Here is a 24019-nt window from a genome sequence, read left to right as displayed (position 1 = left end):
CACGAACCCGGCTGATCGCGCGGGAACCCTAGCTGCGCGCGCCCGGCCGGTGCCGCCGCACGGTCTCCTCGACCAGGTCCAGCACCGGGCCGAGGTCGTCGCCGGGAAGGCCCATCGCGAGGTGCGACACGAGCCCTTCCAGCACCAGTTCCAGGAACGCGGTCAGCACGCTGACGTCGACGTCGTCGCGCAGGTTGCCGGCCTTGCGCTGCCATTCGAGGCGGTCGCGGGTGGCCTCGGTCAGCTGCTGCGAGCGTTCCGCCCACCGGCCGCGGAACTCCGGGTCGGTGCGCAGCCGCCGCGACACCTCCAGCCGGGTGCCGAGCCAGTCCGCCGGGTGTTCGCTGTTCCCGGCCAGCAGATCGCGCATGACCTGGACCAGGCCCTGTTCGGCGACGACGTCGGCCATCCGCACCGCGTCGTCCTCGGCGAGGGCGAGGAAGAGCGATTCCTTGTCGCGGAAGTGGTGGAAGATCGCTCCGCGCGACAATCCGGTGGCTTCTTCCAGACGGCGGACCGTGGCACCCTCGTAGCCGTAGCGTGCGAAACACACGCGCGAGCCGTCGAGGATCTGCCGGCGGCGTGCGTCGAGGTGATCCTGGCTGACCCGTGGCATCCTGAAATCCTGACATCGAGGACCGGGTTCTCGCAATCCGTACGTACGTACTGTGACGTGACGGCGGAACGGATGTGCGCCGTCACACCGGCGGGTTCTCGGCTGACACGACCGGGCCGGTTGACTACGCTGTGCACATCACGACGTGAGCACCGGAAAAGGGAGCGGCCTTGGTCATCGGCGAGTCGGGCCCTGCGCGCGGCGGTTTCGCCATGGACGCGGCGGAGCTGACCGCGGTCATCCGGTTGTGGGAGGACCAGCTCGGGAAGATCGCCGCCGACGGCCGCGCGATCGACGAGATCCTCGCGGTCTTCGCCGCCCCCGGCGCGGACCCGGCGAGCGCGGAGTACGCCGCCGCCGGGGCGGACTCCCTGCGCACGCTGCGCGACCAGAACGAGGCGCTGCGCCGGTACGCCGCCGGGTACCTCGACAAGCTGCGCACCGCGCGGGACCGGACCGCCGAGGCGGACCGGGCAGGCGCCGACCTCGGTCGCGGCCGGTAAGCGAACGACCCGGCTGCGCACGAAGGGAACCAGGTGGACGGCAAGCAGATCTTCGACAACTTCCGCGGCGGCGACACGTCCGGTTTGCGTGCTGCCGCGGCGAAAGTCCAGGAGCTTTCAGCGGCCTACCTGGAACGCGCGCAGAGCGTGAAAGACCTTCAGGAGCGGATGGCGCGCTCGTGGACCGGCGACTCGGCGGACGCCGCGAAGGCGGGCGCGGGACCGGTCGAGGCCGGGTTCCGGGAGTCCGCCGATCCGCTCGACCTCACCAGCGCGTCGATGGACACCCAGGCCAGCAGCTTCGAAAGTTCCCGGCACGCGGTCGTCGACGTGCCGCCCCGCCCGGAGCGGCCGCAGCCGTGGGCCGGGCCGTTGCAGGCGGTGCTGCCCGCGCCGGCCGCGCCGGCGTCCTTTCAGGACGGCATCGACCGGTTCCACGGCGCGAACGAGAACAATGTCCGGGTGATGGAGCAGTACCACGGCGTCACCGCGAACACCAAACGCGTGCTGCCGAAGCAATACGGCCCGATCGTCCCCGACGGCGCCGCTGTCCGCCGGACCACTTCGGACAGTACGGCCACGCAAACCGCCGCGAGCCACGACCGGAGCGGCCCCGGCGCCGCGGTGCTGCCCGCTTCGGTGAGCGAACCGTCTCAGCGCGGCTCGGCCCCGGCGGCCGGCGGCGCTCCCGTCGCACCGGGCGGCCCCGGCGACGGCCTGCACTGGCGGCCGGAGTACCTCCTCGAATCCGATCCGGAGGGCACGTTCGGGGCGGACGGTTCGGCGACCCAGCCGGTTCTCGGCGACGAGGAGGAGTAGCCGGTGGCCGATCCGGCGGGCCGGGTGGATGTCCCGGTCGAAGCGCTCGCGGCGCTGGCCGAACGCGAGCAGGTGGGCCGGTTGCACGTGACGCTGCGGCCGGATCCGGCGTGGCTGTCGGAAACCGAGCGCGACGAAGCGGCCAAGCGGGTGGACGACGCGCTGGCGCTGGCCGGACTGGTCGACGCACGCGGCCGGGCCACCGTGGACTTCCTCGACTGGCTGCCGCTGCTCGTGCGCCCGGTGGTCGAGTACTACGGCTGGGTCGCGACCGGCGACCGCACGTACGGCGTGCTCGCCGCGGCGAGCGGATTGCAGGCAGTGCTCGCGGTGTCGGACGGCGAACACGTCGGCGTCCAGGAGATCGACCGGGAGCGCGTGCTGGAAACGCTCGTGGAGCAGTTGCCCGCGGTGGGGCCGGGCGGCGGGCACGTGCGCAGCGTGCGCGTCGCGGACCTGACCGAAGCCGCCCGGCGCGGCGAGGACGCTTTTCCGTTGGACCCGGTGCTGTCGGACGTGTTAACCCTGGTGCAGCGTCCGGTGCACGGAAGCGGAGAGCTGTACGCGGGACGACGCGACGATGTCGGCCGGTACGTCCGGCTGGAAGAACCTCTGCATTACGCGGACACGGACTGGGGCCGGTACCTGAGCTACACCGTCGGGGCCGGGCCGGACGCGGAAATCCGGATCGGGCCGGCCGGCCCGGCTGAACTGTGCGGTGCGCTGCGGGTTCTGGAGCGCACCCTGACCTGAGGGGACGCTCGGTGCGCTATCCGGAGATCGAACCGTACGACAGCGGCTTGCTGGACGTCGGCGACGGCCACCAGGTGTACTGGGAAACCTGCGGCAACCCCGGAGGCAAACCCGTGGCCGTCCTCCACGGCGGCCCGGGAACCGGCTGCGGCGAAGGCATGCGCCGATTCTTCGACCCGGACAAGTACCGGATCGTCCTGCTGGACCAACGCGGCTGCGGCCGCAGCACCCCGCACGCGGGCGACACCGTCGCAGCACTGAAGGCGAACACCGCCGGCCACCTGATCGCCGACCTGGAGCTGCTGCGGGAAACCCTGGGAATCAACCGCTGGCAGCTCTTCGGCGGATCCTGGGGCTGCGTACTGGGCCTGGCCTACGCGGAACGGCATCCCGAACGAGTGACGGAAATCGTCATGATGGGCCTGGCCACCGACCGCCGGATCGAAATCGGCCAGCTGACCGGCGGCCTGGGCGAACTGTTCCCGGAGGCCTACGCCCGTTTCCGCGAAGGCGTACCGGAAAACGAACGAACCGGCGACCTGTCAGCGGCCTACTACCGCCTGCTCACGAACCCGGACCCGGCTGTTCACGAGCCGGCCGCGCAGGGTTGGTGCGCTTGGGAATCCGCCATGCTCCCCGGCGTCCCGCCCTCCCCGAAATTCGAAGCCCCCCGCTTCCGCCCGGGCTTCGCCCGCCTGGTCACGCATTACTTCTCCCAAGGCTGCTTCCTGGAAGACGGCGGAATCCTCCGCGACGCGGGCAAACTGGCCGGAATCCCGGTAGTCCTGGTACAAGGCATCCTGGACCTGGGCAACCTGGTCGGCACCCCCTGGCTGCTGGAACGCGCTATCCCGGACGCGGACCTGATCCTGGTGGGCGGCGCGGGCCACACCACCGCCGTCCCCTCCATGGAAAACGCCCTGATCTCCGCAACCGACAAATTCGCCACCCGTGCGTGAGGGGAACCCTGAGGGAATCTGATTCCCTCAGGGTTCCCCTCACACACCACAGCCGGCCCAGGCGAAGAGCCGATCAGGGAATCATCAACGCGGGCGCCCCCACCGGACTCGACGCTTCGGCATTCCGATCCGCCCGAACCACCTCAGCCTGCCGCAAAGCAGTGACCCGAGGCGGAACCCGATCCAGATGCCACTCCGCGAGCACCAACGCCACCTTCGCCTGCATCTCCGTCCGCAACCGCAGGAACGAATCCGCCGGATCCGCCCCGACCTCCCCGAGCAGCAACCACCAAGCCCAAGCCGCGGCCCCGGCATTGGCGATGAAGTCCGGGATCACCGCGACCCCGCGAGCCGACAACGCCGCCTCGGCCTCCGGAGTCGTAGCGGCGTTAGCCGCCTCCACGACCACCTTCGCCTTGACGAGATTCTCGTTGTCCACCCGCAGCGCATAAGAAATAGCCGCCGGAACGAGAATATCCGCGTCCGCGGCCAGCACCGCCTCCCGCGGCAACGACTGGACCCCTTCCGGCAGCCGTCCCCGGTCGACCTCCCCGAAGCGGTCCCGCAACTCCAGCAACGCGGGCACGTCCAACCCCTCCGGGTCGTACAACGTCCCGGCGGCATCCGCGACGGCAACGACCTTCATCCCCGCCTCGTGCAGGTACCAGGCCGCGCCGCCGCCCATCGTGCCGATCCCCTGGACGGCGACAGTCGTCCCGGGAACGGCCCAGCCCCACGTGTTGGCCGCCCCCAGGCAGGCCTGCGCCACCCCGTACCCGCCGATCACGTCCCCGAGCAGCTGCCCGCCGGGAACCGGCGCGTTGAGCCCGGCCTGGACCCGCCGGAGCGTGCGCGCCGGATCGGCCGACCGGCGGATCGCGGCGTGGTACGACTGCTCCAGCCCGAGCGTCGCGAAAACCTCGTCGATGAGGTGCTGCGGCACGCCCAGGTCCTCGGCGGTCACCCAGCTGGCGTCCAGCCACGGCCGCAGGAACTCGCAGAAGCGGGTGAGCACGCCGGTCGCGCGCGGGTCCTTGGGGTCGAAGTCGATGCCGCCCTTCGCGCCGCCGACCGGGAGGTTGAACGCGGCCGTCTTGTTCGCCATGCCGCGCGCGAGGTCGGCCACCTCGTCGACGGTGCAGCCGGCGCGCATGCGCGTGCCGCCGGTGGCGACGCCGGAGACCAGGCTGTGCACGACCAGGTAGCCGTGCGCGCCCGTGACCGGGTCGGTCCACGTGAGCTTCATCAGCGGTTCGGCGATCCGCGGGTCCATCGAGCCACTCACCTCCTCAAGTCCTTGGCAGCGCGCTTCGCCGCCTGCTTCCGAGGGTGCGGCCACTGCGGGGCGCGCGTCTATTTACCGAATCTGGACGAAGTTGTTTAGGGTTCGTACATGGAGCTTTCGTTGCACCGCTTGAGGATGCTCCGCGAGCTGCACCGCAGGGGGACGGTCACCGCGGCCGCGGCGGCGTTGCATTACACCGCTTCGGCGGTATCCCAGCAACTCGCGCAGCTGGAACGCGACGTCGGAGCGAAACTGTTCGAACGGCTCGGCAGGCGGGTCCAGCTGACCGAACTCGGCATTCTGCTCACCGAGCACGCCGAGGAGATCCTGGGCTCGGTCGAGCGCGCGACGCTCGCGCTGGAGGAAGCGCAGGGCTCGATGTCCGCGCGGCTCACGGCCGGAGTGTGGGCGTCGGTGGCGTCCGGCCTGCTGCCGACCGCGCTCACCGCGCTGGCCGCGGACTACCCGGGAATCCAGGTGCGGACGAAGGAACTGGCCCCGGAGGCGACCGCGGACGCGGTGCGGGACGGCACGCTGGACCTGTCGTTCGTCATCGACTACTCGGATGCCCCGATGGAGTGGAGCGACGGGCTGGAGCGCGCGGTCGTGGCGGTGGAACGGCTGCACGCGGCGGTCCCGGCGGGCGCGTTGCCGTCGGCCACGGTGCCGCTCGACGCGCTCGCCGAGCATCCGTGGATCCTGGCGAGCGCTAAGTCCCATTTCGGCCGCGCGATCCGGATTGCCTGCCAGCGGCACGGTTTCCAGCCGAAAATCAATCACGAGGTCGAGGAACAGTCGACCGCGATGGCGATGGTGGGCGCCGGGCTGGGCGTGACCCTGGTGTCCGATCTGGGCCTGCGGCTGCTGCGCCCGCCGGGGATCGACGTCGTCGCGCTGGCCCCGCCGCTGCTGCGGACGGTGTCGATCGCCTATCGCCGCACGGAGATCCGGCGTCCGGCGTTGCATCTCGTGGTGGCGGCCGTGCAGGAAGCCGCGGCCGAGCTGGGGTTGGGGACCGAACCTGCGCTGCCGTGAGCCGGGCGCCGCGGGCCGGGTGCCGGGTAGGCGGCCGCGGACGGTGCCGATCGCCCGTCGCCGCACGGAGAATCGGTGGGTGCGGCGCAGGGAGGCGAGTCGGTGGGTGCGGCGCAGGGAGGCGAGTCGGTGGGTGCGGCGCAGGGAGGCGGAGCTGGGGCCGGGGACCGAGCCTGCTTTGCCGCGGGCTGGGTTGACCGCGGCGTCGGACGCGGGCTGCGACCGTACCGGGATCCGGCCCCCGCTCCGCACCTCGTGGCCGGCGCGGCACCGGACCTGCCCCGATCCGGGTGCCCCGGATGGAGCAGTGCCCGCCAGAGTGACCTGTTCGGCGAACTCCCAGGTCACCCTGGATTACGAGTTCCTTATCGATTGCCTCCGGCGCTTCGCGGCCCTGTTTTTGTCAGACCCCGCGTGTAGCGTCGCGAAGCGACGAGGTCCGGCCCGGCGGACCTCCCGACGCGGACGGCGGCAGATGACTGCAGTGCACGATTTTCCGGACAGATCCGGAAGTGCGGCGAACCGGACCGCGCGGGTGCTGGCCGACCGCGCGGAGGGGGAACAGTACGTCGCGTCGGTGTGTTTCAAGCACGGCCCGCCGAGACTGCTCGGGGTGGAACTGGAGTTCACCGTGCACCACGCCGGCGACCCGGCCCGCCCGCTCGACCCCGATGTCCTCGCCACGGCGCTCGGTCCGCACACCCCGCGGACGCTGCGCCCCGACAGTCCCGCGATCCCGCTCTCGGCCGGTGCGCCGGTGAGCCTGGAACCCGGGTGCCAGGTGGAGATCTCCGCTCCGCCGCAGGCCTCGCTGCGTGCCCTGCACGCGGCTGTGGAGGCCGATCTCGCTCATCTCACCGGTCTTCTCGCCCGCCGCGGCCTCGAACTCGGGGCCGCGGGCATCGACGAGCACCGTCCGCCCCGGCGCGTTCTGCGCACGCCCCGCTACGCCGCCATGGAACGCCGGTTCGCCCCGATCGGGGCGGGCGGCATCACCATGATGTGCAGTACCGCGGGCCTGCAGATCTGCGTCGACGCGGGCGAAGCGCACGAGGTCGCCGCGCGCTGGGCGGCCGCGCACGCGATGGGTCCGCCGTTGCTGGCGCTGTTCGCGAATTCCCGTGTGCACGCGGGATCCGACACCGGATTCGCGTCGGCGCGCTGGCTCGCGGTGATGGAAACCGAACCGGTCCGCACCCAGTCGCCCGAGCCCGGGGAAGACCCGGCGCGCGAATGGGCCCATCGGATGATGGACACGCCGCTGATGGTGTTCCCGCGCGGCGAACGGCCGTGGGACGCGCCGGAGGGGCTGACCTTCGCCGAATGGATCGGCGGCCGGGGCGCGGCCGCCGTGCTGCGCCGCCCGACGGCCGCGGACCTCGACTACCACCTCACCACGATGTTCACCCCGGTGCGGCCGCAGGGCTACCTGGAGCTGAGGTACCTGGACGGGCAGCCGCCGGGGGAATGGCTGCCGCCGGTGGCGCTGGTCGCCGCGCTGCTGGCGAATAAGTCCACTGTGGACAAAGTGCGCGAGGTGTGCGCGCCCGCGGCGGGCCGCTGGGGCGACGCCGCCCGGTGCGGGACGGCCGACGCGCGGCTGGCGGCGGTCGCCAGGGAGCTGGTGGAGCTGGGCATCGCCGAGCTGCCCGCCACGGGCCTTCCCGACGGCACCGTCGCCGGGCTGGCCGCCGGGCTGCGGGCGCGGGCCGCCGGAGTGCCGCGCCAGGACCGGCAAGCAGGACCGAGCACACCGCCGGGCCGGGAGCCCGGCGAACCGGACTCGAGGAGTCAGGAGCCATGAGCACCATCCCCGAACAGAACCCGTTGCTGGAGCTGAGCCCGCAAGACCTGCGGGCGCACGCGGCCGCCGCCCTCACCCGGGCGCGCGAGCGCAGCGTGGCCCTCACCGACGCGGTCGACGACGAAGACCTCGTGCGGCAGCATTCGAAACTGATGTCGCCGCTCGTGTGGGACCTCGCGCACATCGGCAGCCAGGAAGAACTGTGGCTGGTCCGCGACGTCGGCGGCCGGGAGCCGCTGCGGCCGGACATCGACGACCTTTACGACGCCTTCCAGCACGCCCGCGCGGACCGTCCGGCGCTGCCGCTGCTCGGCCCGGCCGAGGCCCGGGCGTATGTGCGGGAAGTCCGCGAAAAGGCGTTCGACGTCTTGGAAACCGCCCCGATGGAGGGGCGGCGGCTCACCGAGAGCGCGTTCGCGTTCGGCATGATCACCCAGCACGAACAGCAGCACGACGAGACCATGCTGGCCACCCACCAGCTGCGCAAGGGCGAACCGGTGCTGCACGCCCCGGAGCCGCCGCGCGCGCCCGCCCGGAAGCTGCCCGCCGAGGTCCTCGTGCCCGGCGGCCGGTTCACCATGGGCACCACCGCCGAACCGTGGGCGCTGGACAACGAACGCCCGGCGCACGAGGTCGACGTGCCCGCGTTCGTCCTCGACACCGCGCCGGTCACGTGCGGGGCGTACGTCGAGTTCCTGGAATCCGGCGGCTACCACGACCAGCGGTTCTGGAGCGAGCCCGGCTGGGCGTACCGCCAGGAGCACGACATCACCGCGCCCCGGTTCTGGCGCCGCGAACCGGACGGCTGGTGGCGCACCCGCTTCGGGGTGCGCGAGCGCGTCCCGGAGAACGAGCCGGTCGTGCACGTTTCGTATTACGAGGCGGAGGCGTACACGCGCTGGGCGGGCAAGCGGCTGCCCACCGAAGCGGAGTGGGAGAAGGCCGCCCGGCACGATCCGGAGAGCGGACGGTCGCGGCGCTTCCCGTGGGGCGACGAGGAACCGACCGCCGAGCACGCCAACCTCGGACAGCGCCACCTGCGCGCGGCCGAGGCGGGCGCGTACCCGGCCGGCGCGTCGCCGCTGGGCGTGCACCAGCTGATCGGCGACGTCTGGGAGTGGACGAGCACCGGCTTTCACGGCTACCCGGGATTCGCGGCGTTCCCGTACCGGGAGTACTCGGAGGTGTTCTTCGGACCGGAGTACAAGATCCTGCGCGGCGGGTCGTTCGGCACCGACGCGGCGGCGATCCGGGGCACGTTCCGCAACTGGGACTACCCGATCCGGCGGCAGATCTTCTCCGGCTTCCGGTGCGCGCGCGATCCGCGCCCGGGCGAGGCAGGCTAGCCGGATGTGCCGTCATCTCGCCTATCTCGGCGCGCCGGTGTCCCCGGCGGAGCTGATGTTCGCCGCGCCGCACGCGCTGCTCGTGCAGTCGTACGCGCCGCTCGACATGCGCGGCGGCGGTTCGGTGAACGCCGACGGCTTCGGCCTCGGCTGGTACCCGGAACCGGGTGCGCCGCCGCAGCGCTACCGCCGCCGCGAACCGTTGTGGACCGACCAGACCCTGCCCGCGCTGGCCGCGTCGGTGCGTACCACGGCGTTCGTCGCGGCGGTGCGCAACGGCACCACCGGAATGCCGGTCACCGAGGCGGCCGCCGCGCCGTTCACGGAGGGCCGCTGGCTGTTCAGCCACAACGGCGTCGTGCGCGGCTGGCCTGGTTCGATGCGCGGGCTGGCCGGGCGGCTGGACGTCGCCGAGCTGTTCACGCTCGAAGCGCCGACGGATTCCGCACTGCTGTGGGCGTGGCTGCGTGCCCGGCTGCGCGCGGGGGAGGAGCCGCTCGAAGCGGTGACCGGCCTCGTGCGGGAGGTCGAGGCGGTCGCCCCGGGCTCCCGGCTGAACCTTCTGCTCACCGACGGCGAACTGCTCGTCGGCACCGCGTGGACGCACGCGTTGTCCGTGCGCCGCACCGAAACCGGCGTGGTGCTGGCGTCCGAGCCGTGCGATCCGGACCCGGCCTGGACCGCCGTGCCCGACCGCCACGCCGTGCGCGTCACCGCGGCCGGCGTCGACGTTCTTCCCCTGACCCTGGAACGGAGCACCGCCCGATGACCGAAGCGGACCTGGAGAGCCATCGCCGCGACGTGACCGCCGAACTGCGCGCGGACGTGCGCGCGGGGCTCACTGCCGACCAGAAGTGGTTGCCGCCCAAGTGGTTCTACGACGCCGAAGGCAGCAAGCTGTTCGAGAAGATCACCGCGCTGCCGGAGTACTACCCGACCCGCAGCGAGCGCGAGGTGCTCGCGCAGCGGGCGGCCGAGATCGCGGAACGCACCGGCGCGCACACGCTCGTCGAGCTGGGATCGGGGTCGAGCGAGAAGACCCGGCTGCTGCTGGACGCGCTCACCGCGCACGGCACGCTGGAGGCGTTCGTGCCGATGGACGTGTCGGAAACCGCGCTCGCCGAGGCCGCCTCAGCGATCACGGCGGACTATCCCAAGCTCGAAGTGCGCGGGGTGGTCGGCGACTTCACCCAGCACCTGCGGCTGCTGCCCGGCACCGCGCCGCGGGTCGTCGCCTTCCTCGGCGGCACGATCGGCAACTTCCTGCCTGCCGAGCGAGCCGAGTTCCTGCGCTCGGTGCGCGACGTGCTCGGCGAAGGGGAGTGGCTGCTGCTCGGCACTGACCTGGTGAAAGACCGGGAAACGCTGGAACGGGCCTACGACGACGCGGCGGGCGTCACCGCGGCGTTCAACCGCAACGTGCTGCGCGTGATCAACGCCGAACTGGGCGCGGACTTCGACCCGGAGGAGTTCGACCACGTCGCCTACTGGGACCCCGGCCACGAGTGGATCGAAATGCGGCTGCGCGCCCGGCGCCGGACAGAGGTGCGCATCCCCGGCGCGGACCTGATCGTGCCGTTCGCCGAGGGCGAGCACATCCGCACCGAGGTGTCGGCGAAGTTCCGCACCGACGGCGTCGAGGCGGAACTGAACGCCGCCGGGTTCGCGCTGGAACGATGGTGGACAGACTCACCGCAGCGGTTCGGGGTGAGTTTGGCAAGATCGGTGCGTGCGTAACCCTCTCGCGGCACTAGCCCGCAAGCTCGGCACCCAGCCCCGGCTGATGGGCGCCTCGCGCGCCATCATCGCGACCGACCGGCAGCTGCACCGGTGGTTCGGCGGCCGGATCAGCCTGGTCGGCCTGGCCGGGCTGCCGTCGCTGCGGCTCACCACCACCGGACGCCGCAGCGGCCTCCCGCGGAGCACGAACTTGCTGTACTACCCCCACGGCAGCGAGTTCGTGCTCACCGGCTCCAACTGGGGCCGCCCGAAGAACCCGGCGTGGACGCACAACCTGCGCGACAATCCGGAGGCGACGGTCGCGCTGCGCGGCCGCGAGATCGAGGTCAAGGCGCGGGAGCTGGAAGGCGCGGAGTACGACCGGATGTGGGCGGAACTGCTCGAATTCTGGCCGGGCTACGCAATGGAACGCGACGCGGCGGGGCGGGAGCTGCCGATCTTCGTGCTGACCCGTCGCTGAACGTTTCCGGGGAGCCGGACGGGCCAGTTCCGCGGCTGGTTCGACCTCGCGGAATCCCCGGCCGAGCCCCCTTGGGGCGAGGAGAAGCCCGGCGAGCTGATCGCGGACGTCCGGCGAGGCGCGGCTCAAGGTCATCAACGGCAGGGACGTCCTGTGGGCGAACGGCATGCCGAATCGCACCGGGGTCCACCGAACCGAGCTGATCGAGCTGGCAGAGCTGATCGAGCTGATTGAGCTGGCCGAGGTGATCGAGCTGGCCGAGGTGATCGAGCTGGCCGAACCGACCGAACTGACCGAGCTGGCCGAACTGCTGGAGTGCAGCGCCCGGGTGCTTCCCGGCTCGGACGGCGTCTCGTACGAGCGGGACGAAGAGCCGAGCGAGTGGCACTGGCCGTACGGCTACCGGGTCAGGGCCATGGCGCGCGGCGAGATCACGGTCCGGCTCGATCCGTTCCCCTCGCCGCTCCAGCCGGTCGTCGAGGCCCCTGACCGTCGGCTGCCGCTCCCGGGAACGCGCACATCCTCCTTTTGGCCGGTGCCCGGCTTGGCCGGATTATGCCAGTCTCGGTGACGCCCCGTAATCAGACGGGTGCGCAACCAGGGGAGATTCCACGTGCGCGGAGCGAAAAGAGCACGAACCGGAGCACTGGTCGCGGCGATCGCGACCGCGCTGACCGGGCTGGCGGGCACTGCCGTCGCGGCGCCTGCCAGCCCGGCGGCACCGGCCAAACCCGCGGAGATCGCGCGCACCGCGCCGGTCAAGTGGGAGGACTGCACCAAAGAACAGCTGCGCGGGGTCCCGGCAGACCAGGTGAAGCTGTACAGCTGCGCGCTCTACCGCGTGCTGGTCGACCACGACGACGCGTCGCTCGGCAGCATCGACCTCGCGCTGATGAAGCGCGCCGCCAAGGTTCCCGGGCAGCGGATCGGGTCGCTGTTCCTCAACCCGGGCGGGCCGGGCGGGTCCGGGCTGCGGATGCCGATCTCCGGCGACCGGTACTTCCGTCCGCAGGTGATGGACCGCTTCGACCTCGTCGGGTTCGACCCGCGCGGCGTCGGGGCCAGCAATCCGCTGCGCTGCTTCACCACCGCCGAGGACGCCGCGGACGTGCAGAACCAGATGGTCGCGGTTCCGGTGTCGCGCAAGGAAATTTCCGGCACGCTCGCCGCGTACCGCGACTACGGCCAGTTCTGCCGCCGCAACGCGGGCGCGCTGCTGGACCACATGTCCACCCGCGACGTCGTGCGCGACCTCGACCAGCTGCGCGCCGCCGTCGGCGACAAGCAGCTCACCTACACCGGGTTCTCCTACGGCACCCTCGTCGGCTCCACCTACGCGGCGATGTTCCCGAAACAGACGCGGGCGATCGTGATCGACGGAAATGTCGACCCGCAGCTGCGCACCAATGAAGGCGTCACCTACGACCTCGCGCGAGCGCAGGGCTTCGAGATCGCGCTCGACGGTTTCCTTGAGCGATGCGCCCAGGCCGGCGACAAATGCGCGTTCAGCGCGGGCGACCCGCGCGCGAAGTTCGACGAGCTGCGCGAGCACGTGCGTACCGACCCGATCACGCTGCCCGGCGGTCAGAAAGTGGACCTGGGCACGTTGACCGGATCGGTATCGAGCGCGCTGTACTCGCCTGCCTCGTTCGGCGAGCTGGCGGAAGGCTTGCAGGAGGCGTACTCGGTGCTGCACCCGTCGCTGCAGGCGCAGTCCGGGCGGAAGGGCACCTTGTCCGCCGGCCGCGGCGGTCTGCTCGATCTCGCCCCGGACAGCCCGTACACCGGCGACGACTCGTACTTCGCGGTGAACTGCGCGGACAAGCCGATGCGGATCCGGCAGGAGCAGGTGCCGGGCATCGCGGGCAAGGCGGACCGGGAATCGCCGACCTTCGGCCGCTACCAGGTGTTCTCCGACATCGCCGCGTGCCCGGTGTGGCCCGCCGCGAAGACGTCCGACCCGTACCGCGGGCCGTGGCGCGCGAACACCGCGACGCCGGTTCTGGTGGTCAGCAACTTCTACGACCCGGCCACCCGGTACCGCTTCGGCCAGCGCATGGCCGAGGAGCTCGGCAACTCGCGGCTGCTGTCGGTCGACGCGTTCGGCCACTGCGTCATGGGCAAGGCGCGCGGCGTGGACGACGCGACAGCCGCGTACCTGATCGACCTGAAGGTGCCCGCCGACGGCCAGGTGTTCCAGCCGGACCAGCAGCCGTTCACGACGCCCGCGAAGGGCTGATCGGTTGATCTAGGGGCCGATCTTCCGCCGGAACCGGGCATATCGGCACAACCCTCTTGTCAGCGCCCGGCGGATCGGTGAAAGTGTCCGCCAGAAGTTCACCTGAGGGGAGTTGACGTGCGGCGCTGGGCGGGCGGGTTCGGCGCGGCCGCGGTCCTCGCCGGGACCGCGGCGCTCGCCGGTTGTTCCGGCTCGCCCGCCCAGCCCGGTCCGATTCAGGTTTCGCGCTCGGCCTGCGGCGACGGCTGGACCGCGCCGCGGGCCGGGCCGCAGACCCTCCAGGTCCGCAACAACGCCGCCGTCACGATGGAGATCGACCTCGTCGACCCGGCCACCGGCACGGTCTTCGGGGAACTGGAAGGCGTCGGTCCCGGCACGACGCGCGCGTTGCCGGTGACCTTCGGCAACGGCGCCTACGCCCTGCGCTGCGCGCCCGAGGACGGCACGCCGTTCGTCGGACCGGCCGTGCAGGTCACCGGCGGCGCGGACCGTCCGGGGCCGGCAGTAGTTCCGGTGACCAACGCGGATTTGCTCGGGCCGCTCAAGCAGTACCACGCTTATGTCGCCGAGGGCCTCGGCACGCTCACCGGCCAGACCGCCGCGCTGGCGCAAGCCGTCCGCTCGGGAAACCGGGAGGCGGCGCGCCAGGCTTGGCTCACCGCGCACCTCACCTACGAACGGCTCGGCGCCGCCTACGATGCCTTCGGCGATTCGGACGGGGCGATCAACGGCACCACCGCCGGGCTGCCCGCCGGCGCGGCCGATCCGGGTTTCACCGGCTTCCACCGGCTCGAAAACGGCCTGTGGCACAACGAAGCGATGCCCGCGCTGAGCCCGGTCGCCGATCAGCTCGACGAAGCGGTCCAGCAGTTGCGCACGTCGTTCGCCGACGCCCAGATCGACCAGAACGATCTCGGCCTGCGCGCGCACGAGATCATGGAGAACACCCTCCACTTCGAGCTGACCGGCCGCACCGGCTACGGCAGCGGCTCGAACCTCGCGACCGCGGGCGCGAACCTCGCCGGGACCCGGGCGGTGCTCGACGTGTTGCGTCCGCTGCTGACCACGAGATTCCCCGGGTTGAAAGACCTCGACGCCTGGATCGCCCGCACCGGCCACGATCTCCAGGCGGTCGCCGGGAAACCCCTCGCTGCCCTCGACCGGAAACAACGGCAGCGGATCAACGCCGACGTCGCCGAGCTGACCGAACGCCTGGCCCCGGTCGCGGCGATCGCGGAGCCGAGGAGGGTCTCGTGACCTTCGGACGCCGCGCGTTCTTGCGCGGAGCGGCAGCCGCCGGAGCGGGTGCGGGCCTGGCCGGCCTGTCCGGAAGCGCGACGGCCGCCGGGGAAGCGGTGCCGTTCCACGGTCCCCGTCAGGCAGCCGTGCTGGCGGAACCGGCGAGGCATTCGATCGTCGCGGCGTTCGACGTCGTCGCCGAGAACCGTGCCGAACTCGCCAGCCTGCTCAAGGAAATCACCGACCGCGCGCGGTTCCTGACCGGCGGCGGCGCGCCCGCGTCAGTCGGGATCACCGGGCCGCCCGCGGATTCCGGCGTGCTCGGCCCGGAAGTCCCGAAAGACCAGCTGTCGGTGCTCGTCGGCGCCGGTGCGTCGCTGTTCGACGACCGGTACGGGCTCGCCGCGCGCAAACCGCCGAAGCTCAAGCAGATGCCGATGTTCCCGGACGACGCGCTCGATCCGCAGTGGTGCCACGGCGATCTGTCCCTTGTACTCAACGCCGCCGAACCGGACACCGTGCTGCACGCGCTGCGCGACATCGCCCGCGCGACCCGGGGCGGCATGCAGCTGCGCTGGAAGATCGACGGGTTCAGCTCGCCGCCGCGTCCGGCGGGGACGCCGCGCAACCTGCTCGGGTTCAAGGACGGCACCGCGAACCCCGGACCGTCCGAAGCGGACAGTCTTGTGTGGACGGACGACGGCGGCAGCTACCAGGTCATCCGGCTGATCCGGATGCTGGTCGAGTTCTGGGACCGGGTGTCGTTGTCGGAGCAGGAGAACATGATCGGCCGCCGCCGCGACACCGGTGCGCCGCTCGACGGCGCGGCCGAGCAGGACGTGCCGCGCTACGCCGAGGACCCGATCGGCACGGTCATCCCGCTGACCAGCCACATCCGGCTGGCGAACCCGCGCACGCCGCAGACGGACCGGCAGCGGATCCTGCGCCGCGCGGTCAACTACGACCGCGGCGTGGATTCCAACGGCAACCTCGACATGGGCCTCGTCTTCACCTGTTACCAGCGCGATCTTGAGCAGCAGTTCGAGGCCGTGCAGAAGCGGCTCGCCGGGGAGCCGCTCACCGACTACGTCTCGCCGTTCGGGGGCGGGTATTTCCATCTGTTCCCGGGCGTGAGGGATCCGGCCGACCACTACGGCCGGGCAGTGCTGGGCTGAGCGGAAGGAGTTCTGCAGTGAGGCGGACCAGGAAGCGGGCCACCGCGGCGGCCGCGCTGGCGGCGACCGCGGCGCTGGCCGCGGCGTGCGCGAGCAGCGCGGCGTCGCCCTCGGCCCCGGCGCACGCGATCGCCGCCGAGACGTTCACGACGTCGACGCCGATCAAGCACGTCGTGGTGATCTTCGGCGAGAACATCTCCTTCGACCACTACTTCGGCACCTATCCGAACGCCACCAACGAAAACGGCACCCCGTTCCACGCCGCGCCCGGCACCCCGAAGGTCAACGGGCTCACCCCGGAGCTGCTGCAGCACAATCCGAACGCCTACAACCCGAAGCGGCTGAGCCCGGACCAGGCGCTCACCTGCGACCAGGCGCACGACTACAAGAAGGAACAGGCCGCGTTCAACGGCGGCAAGATGGACAAGTTCGTCGAGTACACCGAGAAGGACAAGTGCACCGGGCAGCCCGTGCTGTTCGGCGAGCCCGGACTGGTGATGAACTACTTCGACGGCAACACCGTCACCGCGATGTGGAACTACGCCCAGCACTACGCGCTGAACGACAACTCCTTCAACACCGTCTTCGGCCCGTCCAGCCCCGGCGCGATCGACCTCGTGTCCGGCCAGACGCACGGACTGCAGCCGGTCGATTCGGTCACCGGCGAGCCTGAGGTCGACCCGCACACCGCGGCCTCGCCGGACGCGCACGGGGTCGGCACCATGATCACCGACCCGGACCCGGCGTTCGACGACTGCTCGGACAAGAACCACACCGCCACGGACAATCTCGGGGCGTTTCAGGGACGGAATGTCGGCGATCTGCTGAACGCTCGCGGCGTGACGTGGGGGTGGTTCGAGGGCGGGTTCCGGCCTACCGGCGAGGCGAACGGATACGCCGTCTGCGGGACTGAGCATCCGAATGTGGGTGGGCAGGCTTCGGTCGACTACAGTCCGCATCACGAGCCGTTCCAGTATTACCAGTCGACGGCCAATCGGAAGCATGTGCCGCCGTCGTCGTTGCACGCGGTGGGGCAGCAGGACCAGGCGAACCATCAGTACGACGTCCGGGACTTCCATGACGCTCTCGCTGCGGGGACCATGCCTGCGGTGAGCTTCCTGAAGGCTCCGGAGTATCAGGACGGGCACGCTGGTTACTCGGATCCGTTGGACGAGCAGGCTTTTGTGGCCGAGGAGGTCAACCGGATCCAGGCTTCGCCGCAGTGGAAGAACACGGCGATCGTGCTGGCGTATGACGATTCGGACGGGTGGTACGACCATGTCGCGTCGAAGGTGGTGAATGGTTCGCACGATTCGGCGCAGGATGCTCCGGTTTGTTCGTCGAAGCCGGTGAAACTGGGCGGGTTCGCGGATCGGTGCGGGTATGGGCCGCGGCTGCCGTTGCTGGTGATTTCGCCGTACAGCAAGGTCAATCATGTTGATCACACGATGACGGATCAGACTTCGGTGTTGCGGTTTATCGAGGACAACTGGCATTTGGGGCGGATCGGCGGGGGGTCGTTCGATGTGCTGGCGGCGCCGTTGACGGGGATGTTCGACTTTTCGCACCCGAAGGCGAAGGTGCTGAAGCTGGATCCGAAGACGGGGGCGGTGGTGGGGTAGGGGGGCTCGTCGCCTGGGGGCGACATTGCCGTGGTCGCGGGGGCACCCCGAAGCCCGAGTGTGCTGACGGTTCGGGGGTGCTTGTCAAGGCGGGAAAGATGCCTTGACAAGCACCCCCGAACCGCAGGGAGGCTTCGTATCGGGGTGCGGGGGAGGGGCTGGGCGCCTCGGCTGGTTGGGTGCTTCGCCGCTGGTGGAGAGGTGGGGTAGCGGGCCAATGTGGCGCCGCGTCGCTGGCTGCTGCGGGCGGCGGGTCGTGAAGGTTTCCCTCAGTACGGGTGGCGGGGGCGGAAACCGGGCGTGGCCCGCTCCGGAAGAACCGGAGCGGGCCACGAACTGGGGTCAGACCGTCAGGACTGGGTCATCTTCCGCAGCACGTACTGCAGGATGCCGCCGTTGCGGTAGTAGTCCGCCTCGCCGGGGGTGTCGATGCGGACGACCGCGTCGAACTCGACCTTCGAGCCGTCTTCCTTCGTGGCCGTCACGTGGACCGTCCGCGGCGTTTCGCCGTCGTTCAGCTTCGTGATGCCTTCGATGTCGAAGGTCTCGGTGCCGTCGAGCTTCAGCGACGACGCCGACTCGCCCTCCGGGAACTGCAGCGGGATGACGCCCATGCCGATCAGGTTGGAGCGGTGGATGCGCTCGAACGACTCGGTGATCACCGCGCGCACGCCCAGCAGGCTGGTGCCCTTGGCCGCCCAGTCGCGGGACGAACCGGAGCCGTACTCCTTGCCGCCCAGCACGACCAGCGGGGTGCCTGCCGCCGCGTAGTTCTGCGCCGCGTCGTAGATGAACGCCTGCGGGGCTCCCTCGACCGTGAAGTCGCGGGTGTAGCCGCCCTGCACGTCGTCCAGCAGTTGGTTGCGCAGCCGGATGTTCGCGAAGGTGCCGCGGATCATGACCTCGTGGTTGCCGCGGCGCGAGCCGTAGGAGTTGAAGTCCTTGCGCTCGATGCCGTGCTCGGTCAGGTAGCGGCCGGCGGGAGTGTCGGCCTTGATCGCGCCGGCGGGGGAGATGTGGTCGGTGGTGACCGAGTCGCCCAGCTTAGCCAGCACCCGGGCGCCGGAGATGTCCCGCACCGGGGCCGGTTCGGCGGTCATGCCGTCGAAGTACGGGGGCTTCCGGACGTAGGTGGACTCGGCGTCCCATTCGAAGGTCTTGCCGGTCGGCGTCGGCAGCGACTTCCAGCGCTCGCCGCCGTCGAACACGTCGGCGTAGTCCTTGGTGAACATCTCCTGGGTGATCGCGGAGTCGATGGTCTCCTGGATCTCCTGCGGCGACGGCCAGATGTCCTTCAGGAACACGTCGTTGCCGCCGGTGTCCTGGCCGAGCGGCTGCGTCGCGAAGTCGAAGTCCATCGTCCCGGCCAGGGCGTAGGCGATGACCAGCGGCGGGGACGCCAGGTAGTTCATCTTGACGTCCGGGTTGATCCGGCCCTCGAAGTTCCGGTTGCCCGAGAGCACCGAGACCGCGGTGAGGTCGTTCTCCTGGATCGCGGCGGAGATCTCGTCCGAGAGCGGGCCCGAGTTGCCGATGCAGGTGGTGCAGCCGTAGCCGACCAGGTGGTAGCCCAGCTTCTCCAGGTACGGCCAGAGGCCGGCCTTGTCGTAGTAGTCGGTGACGACCTGCGAGCCCGGGGCCATCGACGTCTTGACCCACGGCTTGACCGAGAGGCCCTTGTCGACCGCGTTGCGCGCGAGCAGCGCCGCGCCCAGCATGACCGACGGGTTGGAGGTGTTGGTGCACGAGGTGATCGAGGCGATCACCACGGCGCCGTGGTCGAGCACGAACTCGCCGCGGTCGGCGGTGGACACCTTGACCGGCTTGCTCGGCCGCCCGGTGGCCCCGTTGGCCGCCGACTGCACCGGAACGGCGGTCTCGTCCGCGAACGACAGCGCGGCCGGGTCGGAGGCCGGGAAGGTCTCCTCCACGGTCTCGTCGACGTTGGTGTGCGGGGTGGGCTGCTCGTCCTCGGCGTAGTCGTGCACCGACTTGCGGAACGAGGACTTCGCGTCGGTCAGCTCGATGCGGTCCTGCGGGCGCTTCGGGCCGGCGATCGACGGGACGACCGTCGACAGGTCCAGCTCGATGTACTCGGAGTACTGCGCCTCGTGCGCCGGGTCGTGCCAGAGGCCCTGCTCCTTGGCGTACGCCTCGACCAGCGCGACCTGCTCGGCCGAACGGCCGGTCAGCTTGAGGTAGCGGACGGTCTCGTCGTCGATCGGGAAGATCGCCGCGGTGGAGCCGAACTCCGGGCTCATGTTGCCGATGGTGGCGCGGTTGGCCAGCGGCACCTGGGCGACGCTCTCGCCGTAGAACTCGACGAACTTGCCGACCACGCCGTGGCGGCGCAGCATCTCGGTGATCGTGAGCACGACGTCGGTCGCGGTCACGCCCGCCGGGATCTCGCCGGTCAGCTTGAAGCCGACGACGCGCGGGATCAGCATGGAGACCGGCTGGCCCAGCATGGCCGCCTCGGCCTCGATGCCGCCGACGCCCCAGCCCAGCACGCCCAGGCCGTTGACCATGGTGGTGTGCGAGTCGGTGCCGACGCAGGAGTCGGGGTAGGCCTGGCCGCCCCGGGCCATGACCGTGCGGGCCAGGTGCTCGATGTTGACCTGGTGCACGATGCCGGTGCCCGGCGGGACGACCTTGAACTCGTCGAAGGCGCCCTGCCCCCAGCGCAGGAACTGGTAGCGCTCGCGGTTGCGCTCGTACTCGATCTCCACGTTGCGCTCGAAGGCGTCCGCGCGACCGAACACGTCGATGATCACCGAGTGGTCGATGACCATCTCGGCCGGGGCCAGCGGGTTGACCTTGTCCGGGTCGCCGCCGAGCGCGGTCACGGCCTCGCGCATGGTGGCCAGGTCGACCACGCAGGGCACGCCGGTGAAGTCCTGCATGATCACCCGGGCGGGCGTGAACTGGATCTCGATCGACGGGTCCGCGTTCGGATCCCAGCCGCCGAGCGCGCGGATGTGGTCGGCGGTGATGTTCGCGCCGTCCTCGGTGCGCAGCAGGTTCTCGAGGAGGATCTTCAGGCTGTAGGGCAGCCGGGCGGAGCCGTCGACCTTGTCCAGGCGGAAGATCTCGTACGAGTTCTCTTCCACCTGCAAGGTGTCCTTGGCGCCGAAGCTGTCCTTGCTAGGTGCAGTCACGTCTAACTCCAGTGGCATGGATTCCACGCCGCGACCGGCGTGTCCTCCCGGGTCAGTTCGGTGTCGGATCCGGGTCGTCGGGCCGACCCGGGCGAGTCTTGCGCACCCCCACCGTAGAACCGGAACCGGGAGGGCACACCTCGTCTTCTCGACCCAAACAGTACGCGTGTCCTGTATTTCGTTCAAGACGACACGCGGAGTGACGTGCGCCATCCGGACACGCCACCCCGCCACGTCCCCCGAACAGGGGAAATGATCTCCGCGGTGTGTAAGTTCTTCCTGAGGCTTGTGATAGTGGTGTGACTGCAGAGGTACGCGGTGTGCCCGCGGGACGGCAGCGGGCGAGCGGAGGTGGCGGGCGTGAGGGTCCGGCGTGGACGGTCCGGGACGGCGGGCGCGCTGGTGCGCGGAGCCGGAGCCCGGCGCGGGCTGGCGATCGCGACGGTCACCCTGGCGGCGCTGCTCGGCGCGACGAGCACCGGGCTCGCGGCGCCCCCGCCGCCGCCGAACCCGAGCGACTCCTCGATCGACTCGGCCAAGGGCGACGCGAACGCGAAGGCCGGCGAGGTCGGCAAGCTCACGAACCAGCTCGCGCAGGCCGAGCAGAAGCTCAGCGCGCTGCAGGACGACGTCGAGCTGAAGCAGGAACAGGCCATGAAGGCCCTGGTCGACCTGCAGACCGCGCAGGACGAGGCGACCCAGGCGCACAACGACGCGAAGTCCGCGCGCCAGGAGGCGGACGCGGCGGTCGGCGCGATCGAAAAGGCCCGCGCGGACGCGAAGAAGTTCGCCGCCGCGAGCTTCGAGCAGGGCAGCACGATCGGGTCGATCTCGGCGTACCTGACCTCGGACAGCCCGAAGGACCTGCTCGCCCGCGCCCAGCTGCTCGACGCCATCGGCGGCTCGCGGCTCAACGCGATGGACCGGCTCCAGCAGGCGCAGACGGAGAAGGCCAACAAGGACTCCGCCGCGCGCAAGGCGCTGGAACTGGCGCAGCAGAAGCAGGACGCGGCCACCCGGGCGAAGGGCACCGCGGACGCCGCGCAGTCGGCCGCCGTGTCCGCGCAGCAGGCCCAGGCCGCGCAGAACACGCAGCTGGAAGCCAGCAAGAACTCGGTCGAGCAGCAGCTGTACGCCGCGCAGGCGAAGGTCAACGGGCTGCAGGGGCAGCGCCAGCGCTACCAGGACTGGCTCGCGCAGAAGCAGCGCGAGGACGAGGAGCGCGCGCGGCAGGCGGCCCTGCGGGCAGCCGCGGCGAACAACGACGGCGGCGGCGACAACGGCGGCGGAAGCCGCGGCCGGCCGTCCCCGGCGGCGGGCAGTTCGATCGAGGCTGTGATCGCGCGGGCGCTGTCCAAGGTGGGCATGCCGTACGCGTGGGGCGGCGGCAACGGCAGCGGCCCGACCCGCGGCATCCGCGACGGCGGCGTGGCCGACCGGTACGGCGACTACCGCAAGATCGGATTCGACTGCTCCGGCCTGATGATCTACGCCTTCGCCGGCGTGCAGGGCCTGCCGCACTTCAGCGGCTACCAGTACACCTCCGGCCGCCGGGTCCCGCTGTCGCAGATGCGCCGCGGCGACATGCTCTTCTGGGGCGGTTCGGGCGGCATCCACCACGTCGCCCTGTACCTGGGCAACGGGCAGATGGTCGAGGCCCCGCAGTCGGGCTCGTACGTCCGCGTGACGTCGGTCCGCTACGGCGGCATCATGCCGTACGCGACGCGCCTCATCGGCTGAGCGGGCTCCACACGTAGGGCGTCGTTTCGGTCACCGCGGTGAAGCCGAGCCGTTCGAGGATCGGCCGGCTCGTGGGCAGCGCGTCGACCTGGAGGTAGGCGACGCCGCGGGCCCGTGCCGCGTAGGCCCGGTGTGCCACGAGCGCGCGGTAGAGGCCGCGGCCGCGCCATTCGGGCAGTGTCGCGCCGCCCCACAGCCCGGCGAATCGCGTGCCGGGCACGAGTTCCAGGCGGGACGCGGCGACGAACCGGCCGTCCGCTTCGGCGACGACGTGCGTGGTGGTCCCGGCGTCGGCGCGGGCCCGGGCGAGCAGATCCGCGGCGACCGCGGCTTCGTCGTGGCCGAACACCGAGGCCGACAGCGTCGCGATGCGCAGCAGGTCGTCGCAGCTGTCGGCTTCTCGTACGACCACGTCGGTCGACGGCGGCGCCGAGGCGGCGACCGCGTCCAGCGGCGCGACCAGCACGGTCTCGGTTTCCTCCGGCGCGAATCCGGCGGCGAGCAGCCGCTCCGGCAGCTCGGCGGGACGGTCGTGGCTGCGGGTCTTCCACTCGAACTCCTCGCCGCGGGCGGCGAAGAAGGCGCGCTGGCGGGCGATCAGCTCGTCGAGCGGGCCGCCGGTCACGCCGAGGTCCGGCGGTCCGGAGACGAACCCGCGGCGGCCGCCGGTGAGGCGCGCGAGCGGGCCGTCGACGGTGAGTTGCTGTCCGGGTTCGGCCTGCGTCAGCTCGGCTCGGCGGACTTCGCGGTCGTAGGCGGCGAGCAGCCGCGCGGCGTCGGGCACGTCGGCAACTTAACCCGGGCGGCCCCGGAGTGCGCGCGGGGTGTCGTGGGCCACCCACGACACCCCCAGCGCGCCGGGCTTTCCGCACCGGGCACCCTGGAGCCATGACTCACCGCCCCCGGTTCGCGGGGATCGTGCTGGCCGGCGGGTCCGCGCGCCGGCTGTCCGGAGTCGACAAGCCGGAGCTGCGGGTCGGCGGGATCTCCTTGCTGGGCCGGGCGGTCGAGGCACTGACCGGGGCGGAGCCGGTCGTCGTGTGCGGGCCGCGGCGGCCGGGATACGACACCGTCGTCTGGACCCGCGAGGACCTTCCCGGCGCGGGGCCGGTCGCGGCGCTGGCCGCCGGACTGGAGGCGGTCGACGCGGAAATCGTCGTGCTGCTCGCCGCTGATCTCCCCGGCATCCGGCGCTCCACAGTGGACCGGCTGCGGTCCACTGTGGAGAACACCGACGGAGCCGTGCTCGTGGACGCGGCAGGGGCGCGGCAATGGCTGGTGAGCGCCTGGCACGCCGCGGCCTTGCGCGCAGCGATGCCGGAGCACCCGGAAAACGCGTCGCTGCGCCGGACGCTCGCCGGGTTGCGGATCGCCGAGGTCGCCGCCGAACCCGGCGAGAGCGAGGACATCGACACGCCGGAGGACCTGGAAAAGCACCGCTGACAGGGGCTTCACAGCTGTCACACCGGCGATGCGATTGGCTGCCGTCGCGGGAAGTTCTCGACCCATTAGGGTCTTGGGCGAGC

21 protein-coding genes are annotated in these 24019 nt (G+C 71.1%); 17 read left to right on the top strand and 4 right to left on the bottom strand.

Annotated elements, in window-relative coordinates; all coding sequences use genetic code 11:
- Positions 1–28: 28 nt before the first annotated feature.
- Positions 29–616 (bottom strand): TetR/AcrR family transcriptional regulator, encoded by a 588-nt coding sequence (locus BM362_RS38940; protein ID WP_037814298.1) that lies wholly within the window; start codon positions 614–616, stop codon positions 29–31.
- A gap of 170 nt (positions 617–786) precedes the next feature.
- On the opposite strand from BM362_RS38940, the gene BM362_RS38935 reads away from it, so the two are divergent.
- From BM362_RS38935 to pip, 4 genes are read left to right on the top strand one after another with little or no spacing between them, the layout of a single operon-like run.
- Positions 787–1119, top strand: a complete 333-nt coding sequence (locus BM362_RS38935; RefSeq protein WP_067595363.1) for a hypothetical protein — start codon at positions 787–789, stop codon at positions 1117–1119.
- A 33-nt stretch (positions 1120–1152) separates the two neighbouring features.
- The gene (locus BM362_RS38930) at positions 1153–1938 is read left to right on the top strand and encodes a WXG100 family type VII secretion target (protein ID WP_067595365.1); all 786 of its coding nucleotides are present in this window, start codon (positions 1153–1155) and stop codon (positions 1936–1938) included.
- A gap of 24 nt (positions 1939–1962) precedes the next feature.
- The gene (locus BM362_RS38925) at positions 1963–2691 is read left to right on the top strand and encodes an ESX secretion-associated protein EspG (RefSeq protein ID WP_093576563.1); all 729 of its coding nucleotides are present in this window, start codon (positions 1963–1965) and stop codon (positions 2689–2691) included.
- A gap of 11 nt (positions 2692–2702) precedes the next feature.
- Positions 2703–3650 (top strand): prolyl aminopeptidase, encoded by a 948-nt coding sequence (gene pip, locus BM362_RS38920; protein WP_093576538.1) that lies wholly within the window; start codon positions 2703–2705, stop codon positions 3648–3650.
- A gap of 73 nt (positions 3651–3723) precedes the next feature.
- Here pip and BM362_RS38915 read toward each other — a convergent pair whose 3' ends face one another.
- Positions 3724–4923: a Glu/Leu/Phe/Val dehydrogenase dimerization domain-containing protein gene (locus tag BM362_RS38915; RefSeq protein ID WP_067594356.1), complete on the bottom strand. Its 1200-nt coding sequence runs from the start codon at positions 4921–4923 to the stop codon at positions 3724–3726.
- 120 nt (positions 4924–5043) lie between these two features.
- On the opposite strand from BM362_RS38915, the gene BM362_RS38910 reads away from it, so the two are divergent.
- From BM362_RS38910 to BM362_RS38860, 11 genes are all read left to right on the top strand, one after another.
- Positions 5044–5970: a LysR family transcriptional regulator gene (locus BM362_RS38910; RefSeq protein WP_067594353.1), complete on the top strand. Its 927-nt coding sequence runs from the start codon at positions 5044–5046 to the stop codon at positions 5968–5970.
- A gap of 475 nt (positions 5971–6445) precedes the next feature.
- The gene (locus tag BM362_RS38905) at positions 6446–7774 is read left to right on the top strand and encodes a glutamate-cysteine ligase family protein (protein WP_244287420.1); all 1329 of its coding nucleotides are present in this window, start codon (positions 6446–6448) and stop codon (positions 7772–7774) included.
- Positions 7771–9120 (top strand): ergothioneine biosynthesis protein EgtB, encoded by a 1350-nt coding sequence (egtB, locus tag BM362_RS38900; RefSeq protein ID WP_067594350.1) that lies wholly within the window; start codon positions 7771–7773, stop codon positions 9118–9120. Before BM362_RS38905 ends, egtB begins: the two co-directional genes overlap by 4 nt.
- 4 nt (positions 9121–9124) lie before the next feature.
- Positions 9125–9889 carry an ergothioneine biosynthesis protein EgtC gene (gene egtC, locus BM362_RS38895; RefSeq protein WP_093576537.1) on the top strand — a complete coding sequence of 255 codons (765 nt, stop codon included), beginning with the start codon at positions 9125–9127 and terminating at the stop codon, positions 9887–9889.
- Positions 9886–10857, top strand: coding sequence for an L-histidine N(alpha)-methyltransferase (gene egtD / locus BM362_RS38890; protein WP_067594344.1), 972 nt, complete (start codon positions 9886–9888; stop codon positions 10855–10857). The genes egtC and egtD overlap by 4 nt, the downstream gene beginning before the upstream one ends.
- Positions 10850–11320 carry a nitroreductase family deazaflavin-dependent oxidoreductase gene (locus BM362_RS38885; protein ID WP_198545656.1) on the top strand — a complete coding sequence of 157 codons (471 nt, stop codon included), beginning with the start codon at positions 10850–10852 and terminating at the stop codon, positions 11318–11320. The genes egtD and BM362_RS38885 overlap by 8 nt, the downstream gene beginning before the upstream one ends.
- Positions 11321–11486: 166 nt before the next feature.
- Positions 11487–11891: an Imm7 family immunity protein gene (locus BM362_RS38880; RefSeq protein ID WP_093576536.1), complete on the top strand. Its 405-nt coding sequence runs from the start codon at positions 11487–11489 to the stop codon at positions 11889–11891.
- Positions 11892–11933: 42 nt separating this feature from the next.
- Positions 11934–13559, top strand: coding sequence for an alpha/beta hydrolase (locus tag BM362_RS38875; RefSeq protein WP_167545594.1), 1626 nt, complete (start codon positions 11934–11936; stop codon positions 13557–13559).
- 117 nt (positions 13560–13676) lie between these two features.
- Positions 13677–14816: an EfeM/EfeO family lipoprotein gene (locus BM362_RS38870; protein ID WP_093576534.1), complete on the top strand. Its 1140-nt coding sequence runs from the start codon at positions 13677–13679 to the stop codon at positions 14814–14816.
- A complete protein-coding gene (locus BM362_RS38865) occupies positions 14813–15973 on the top strand; it encodes a Dyp-type peroxidase (RefSeq protein WP_093576533.1) in 1161 nt (386 codons plus the stop codon). The genes BM362_RS38870 and BM362_RS38865 overlap by 4 nt, the downstream gene beginning before the upstream one ends.
- A 17-nt stretch (positions 15974–15990) precedes the next feature.
- Positions 15991–17595, top strand: coding sequence for a phospholipase C (locus BM362_RS38860; RefSeq protein WP_067594332.1), 1605 nt, complete (start codon positions 15991–15993; stop codon positions 17593–17595).
- Positions 17596–17945: 350 nt separating this feature from the next.
- On the opposite strand, the gene acnA is transcribed toward BM362_RS38860, so the two are convergent.
- Positions 17946–20771 carry an aconitate hydratase AcnA gene (acnA, locus tag BM362_RS38855; RefSeq protein ID WP_202507642.1) on the bottom strand — a complete coding sequence of 942 codons (2826 nt, stop codon included), beginning with the start codon at positions 20769–20771 and terminating at the stop codon, positions 17946–17948.
- A 342-nt stretch (positions 20772–21113) separates the two neighbouring features.
- Between acnA and BM362_RS38850 the strand changes: the two genes are divergently transcribed.
- Positions 21114–22493, top strand: coding sequence for an NlpC/P60 family protein (locus tag BM362_RS38850; protein ID WP_067594220.1), 1380 nt, complete (start codon positions 21114–21116; stop codon positions 22491–22493).
- Here BM362_RS38850 and BM362_RS38845 read toward each other — a convergent pair.
- Complete coding sequence (locus tag BM362_RS38845; protein ID WP_093576532.1) at positions 22483–23277, bottom strand: GNAT family N-acetyltransferase; 795 nt, start codon at positions 23275–23277, stop codon at positions 22483–22485. The two genes, BM362_RS38850 and BM362_RS38845, sit on opposite strands and share 11 nt — an antisense overlap.
- A gap of 104 nt (positions 23278–23381) precedes the next feature.
- On the opposite strand from BM362_RS38845, the gene mobA reads away from it, so the two are divergent.
- Complete coding sequence (gene mobA, locus BM362_RS38840) at positions 23382–23936, top strand: molybdenum cofactor guanylyltransferase (protein ID WP_067594216.1); 555 nt, start codon at positions 23382–23384, stop codon at positions 23934–23936.
- The last annotated feature ends 83 nt before the right edge of the window (positions 23937–24019 follow it).

The sequence above is a fragment of the Amycolatopsis rubida genome, assembly GCF_900115345.1.
In the GTDB taxonomy this organism is placed as follows: Bacteria; Actinomycetota; Actinomycetes; order Mycobacteriales; family Pseudonocardiaceae; genus Amycolatopsis; species Amycolatopsis rubida.
Note: the sequence above shows the minus strand (reverse complement) of the source record. Positions and strands in the feature narration are given on the sequence as shown.

Bases quoted from the DNA above. Each gene is read 5' to 3' on its own strand.
- BM362_RS38940 (WP_037814298.1), bottom strand. From the start codon at position 616: ATGCCACGGGTCAGCCAGGATCACCTCGACGCACGCCGCCGGCAGATC.
- BM362_RS38915 (WP_067594356.1), bottom strand. From the start codon at position 4,923: ATGGACCCGCGGATCGCCGAACCGCTGATGAAGCTCACGTGGACCGAC.
- BM362_RS38910 (WP_067594353.1), top strand. From the start codon at position 5,044: ATGGAGCTTTCGTTGCACCGCTTGAGGATGCTCCGCGAGCTGCACCGC.
- BM362_RS38905 (WP_244287420.1), top strand. From the start codon at position 6,446: ATGACTGCAGTGCACGATTTTCCGGACAGATCCGGAAGTGCGGCGAAC.
- egtB (WP_067594350.1), top strand. From the start codon at position 7,771: ATGAGCACCATCCCCGAACAGAACCCGTTGCTGGAGCTGAGCCCGCAA.
- egtC (WP_093576537.1), top strand. From the start codon at position 9,125: ATGTGCCGTCATCTCGCCTATCTCGGCGCGCCGGTGTCCCCGGCGGAG.
- egtD (WP_067594344.1), top strand. From the start codon at position 9,886: ATGACCGAAGCGGACCTGGAGAGCCATCGCCGCGACGTGACCGCCGAA.
- BM362_RS38880 (WP_093576536.1), top strand. From the start codon at position 11,487: ATGCCGAATCGCACCGGGGTCCACCGAACCGAGCTGATCGAGCTGGCA.
- acnA (WP_202507642.1), bottom strand. From the start codon at position 20,771: ATGCCACTGGAGTTAGACGTGACTGCACCTAGCAAGGACAGCTTCGGC.
- mobA (WP_067594216.1), top strand. From the start codon at position 23,382: ATGACTCACCGCCCCCGGTTCGCGGGGATCGTGCTGGCCGGCGGGTCC.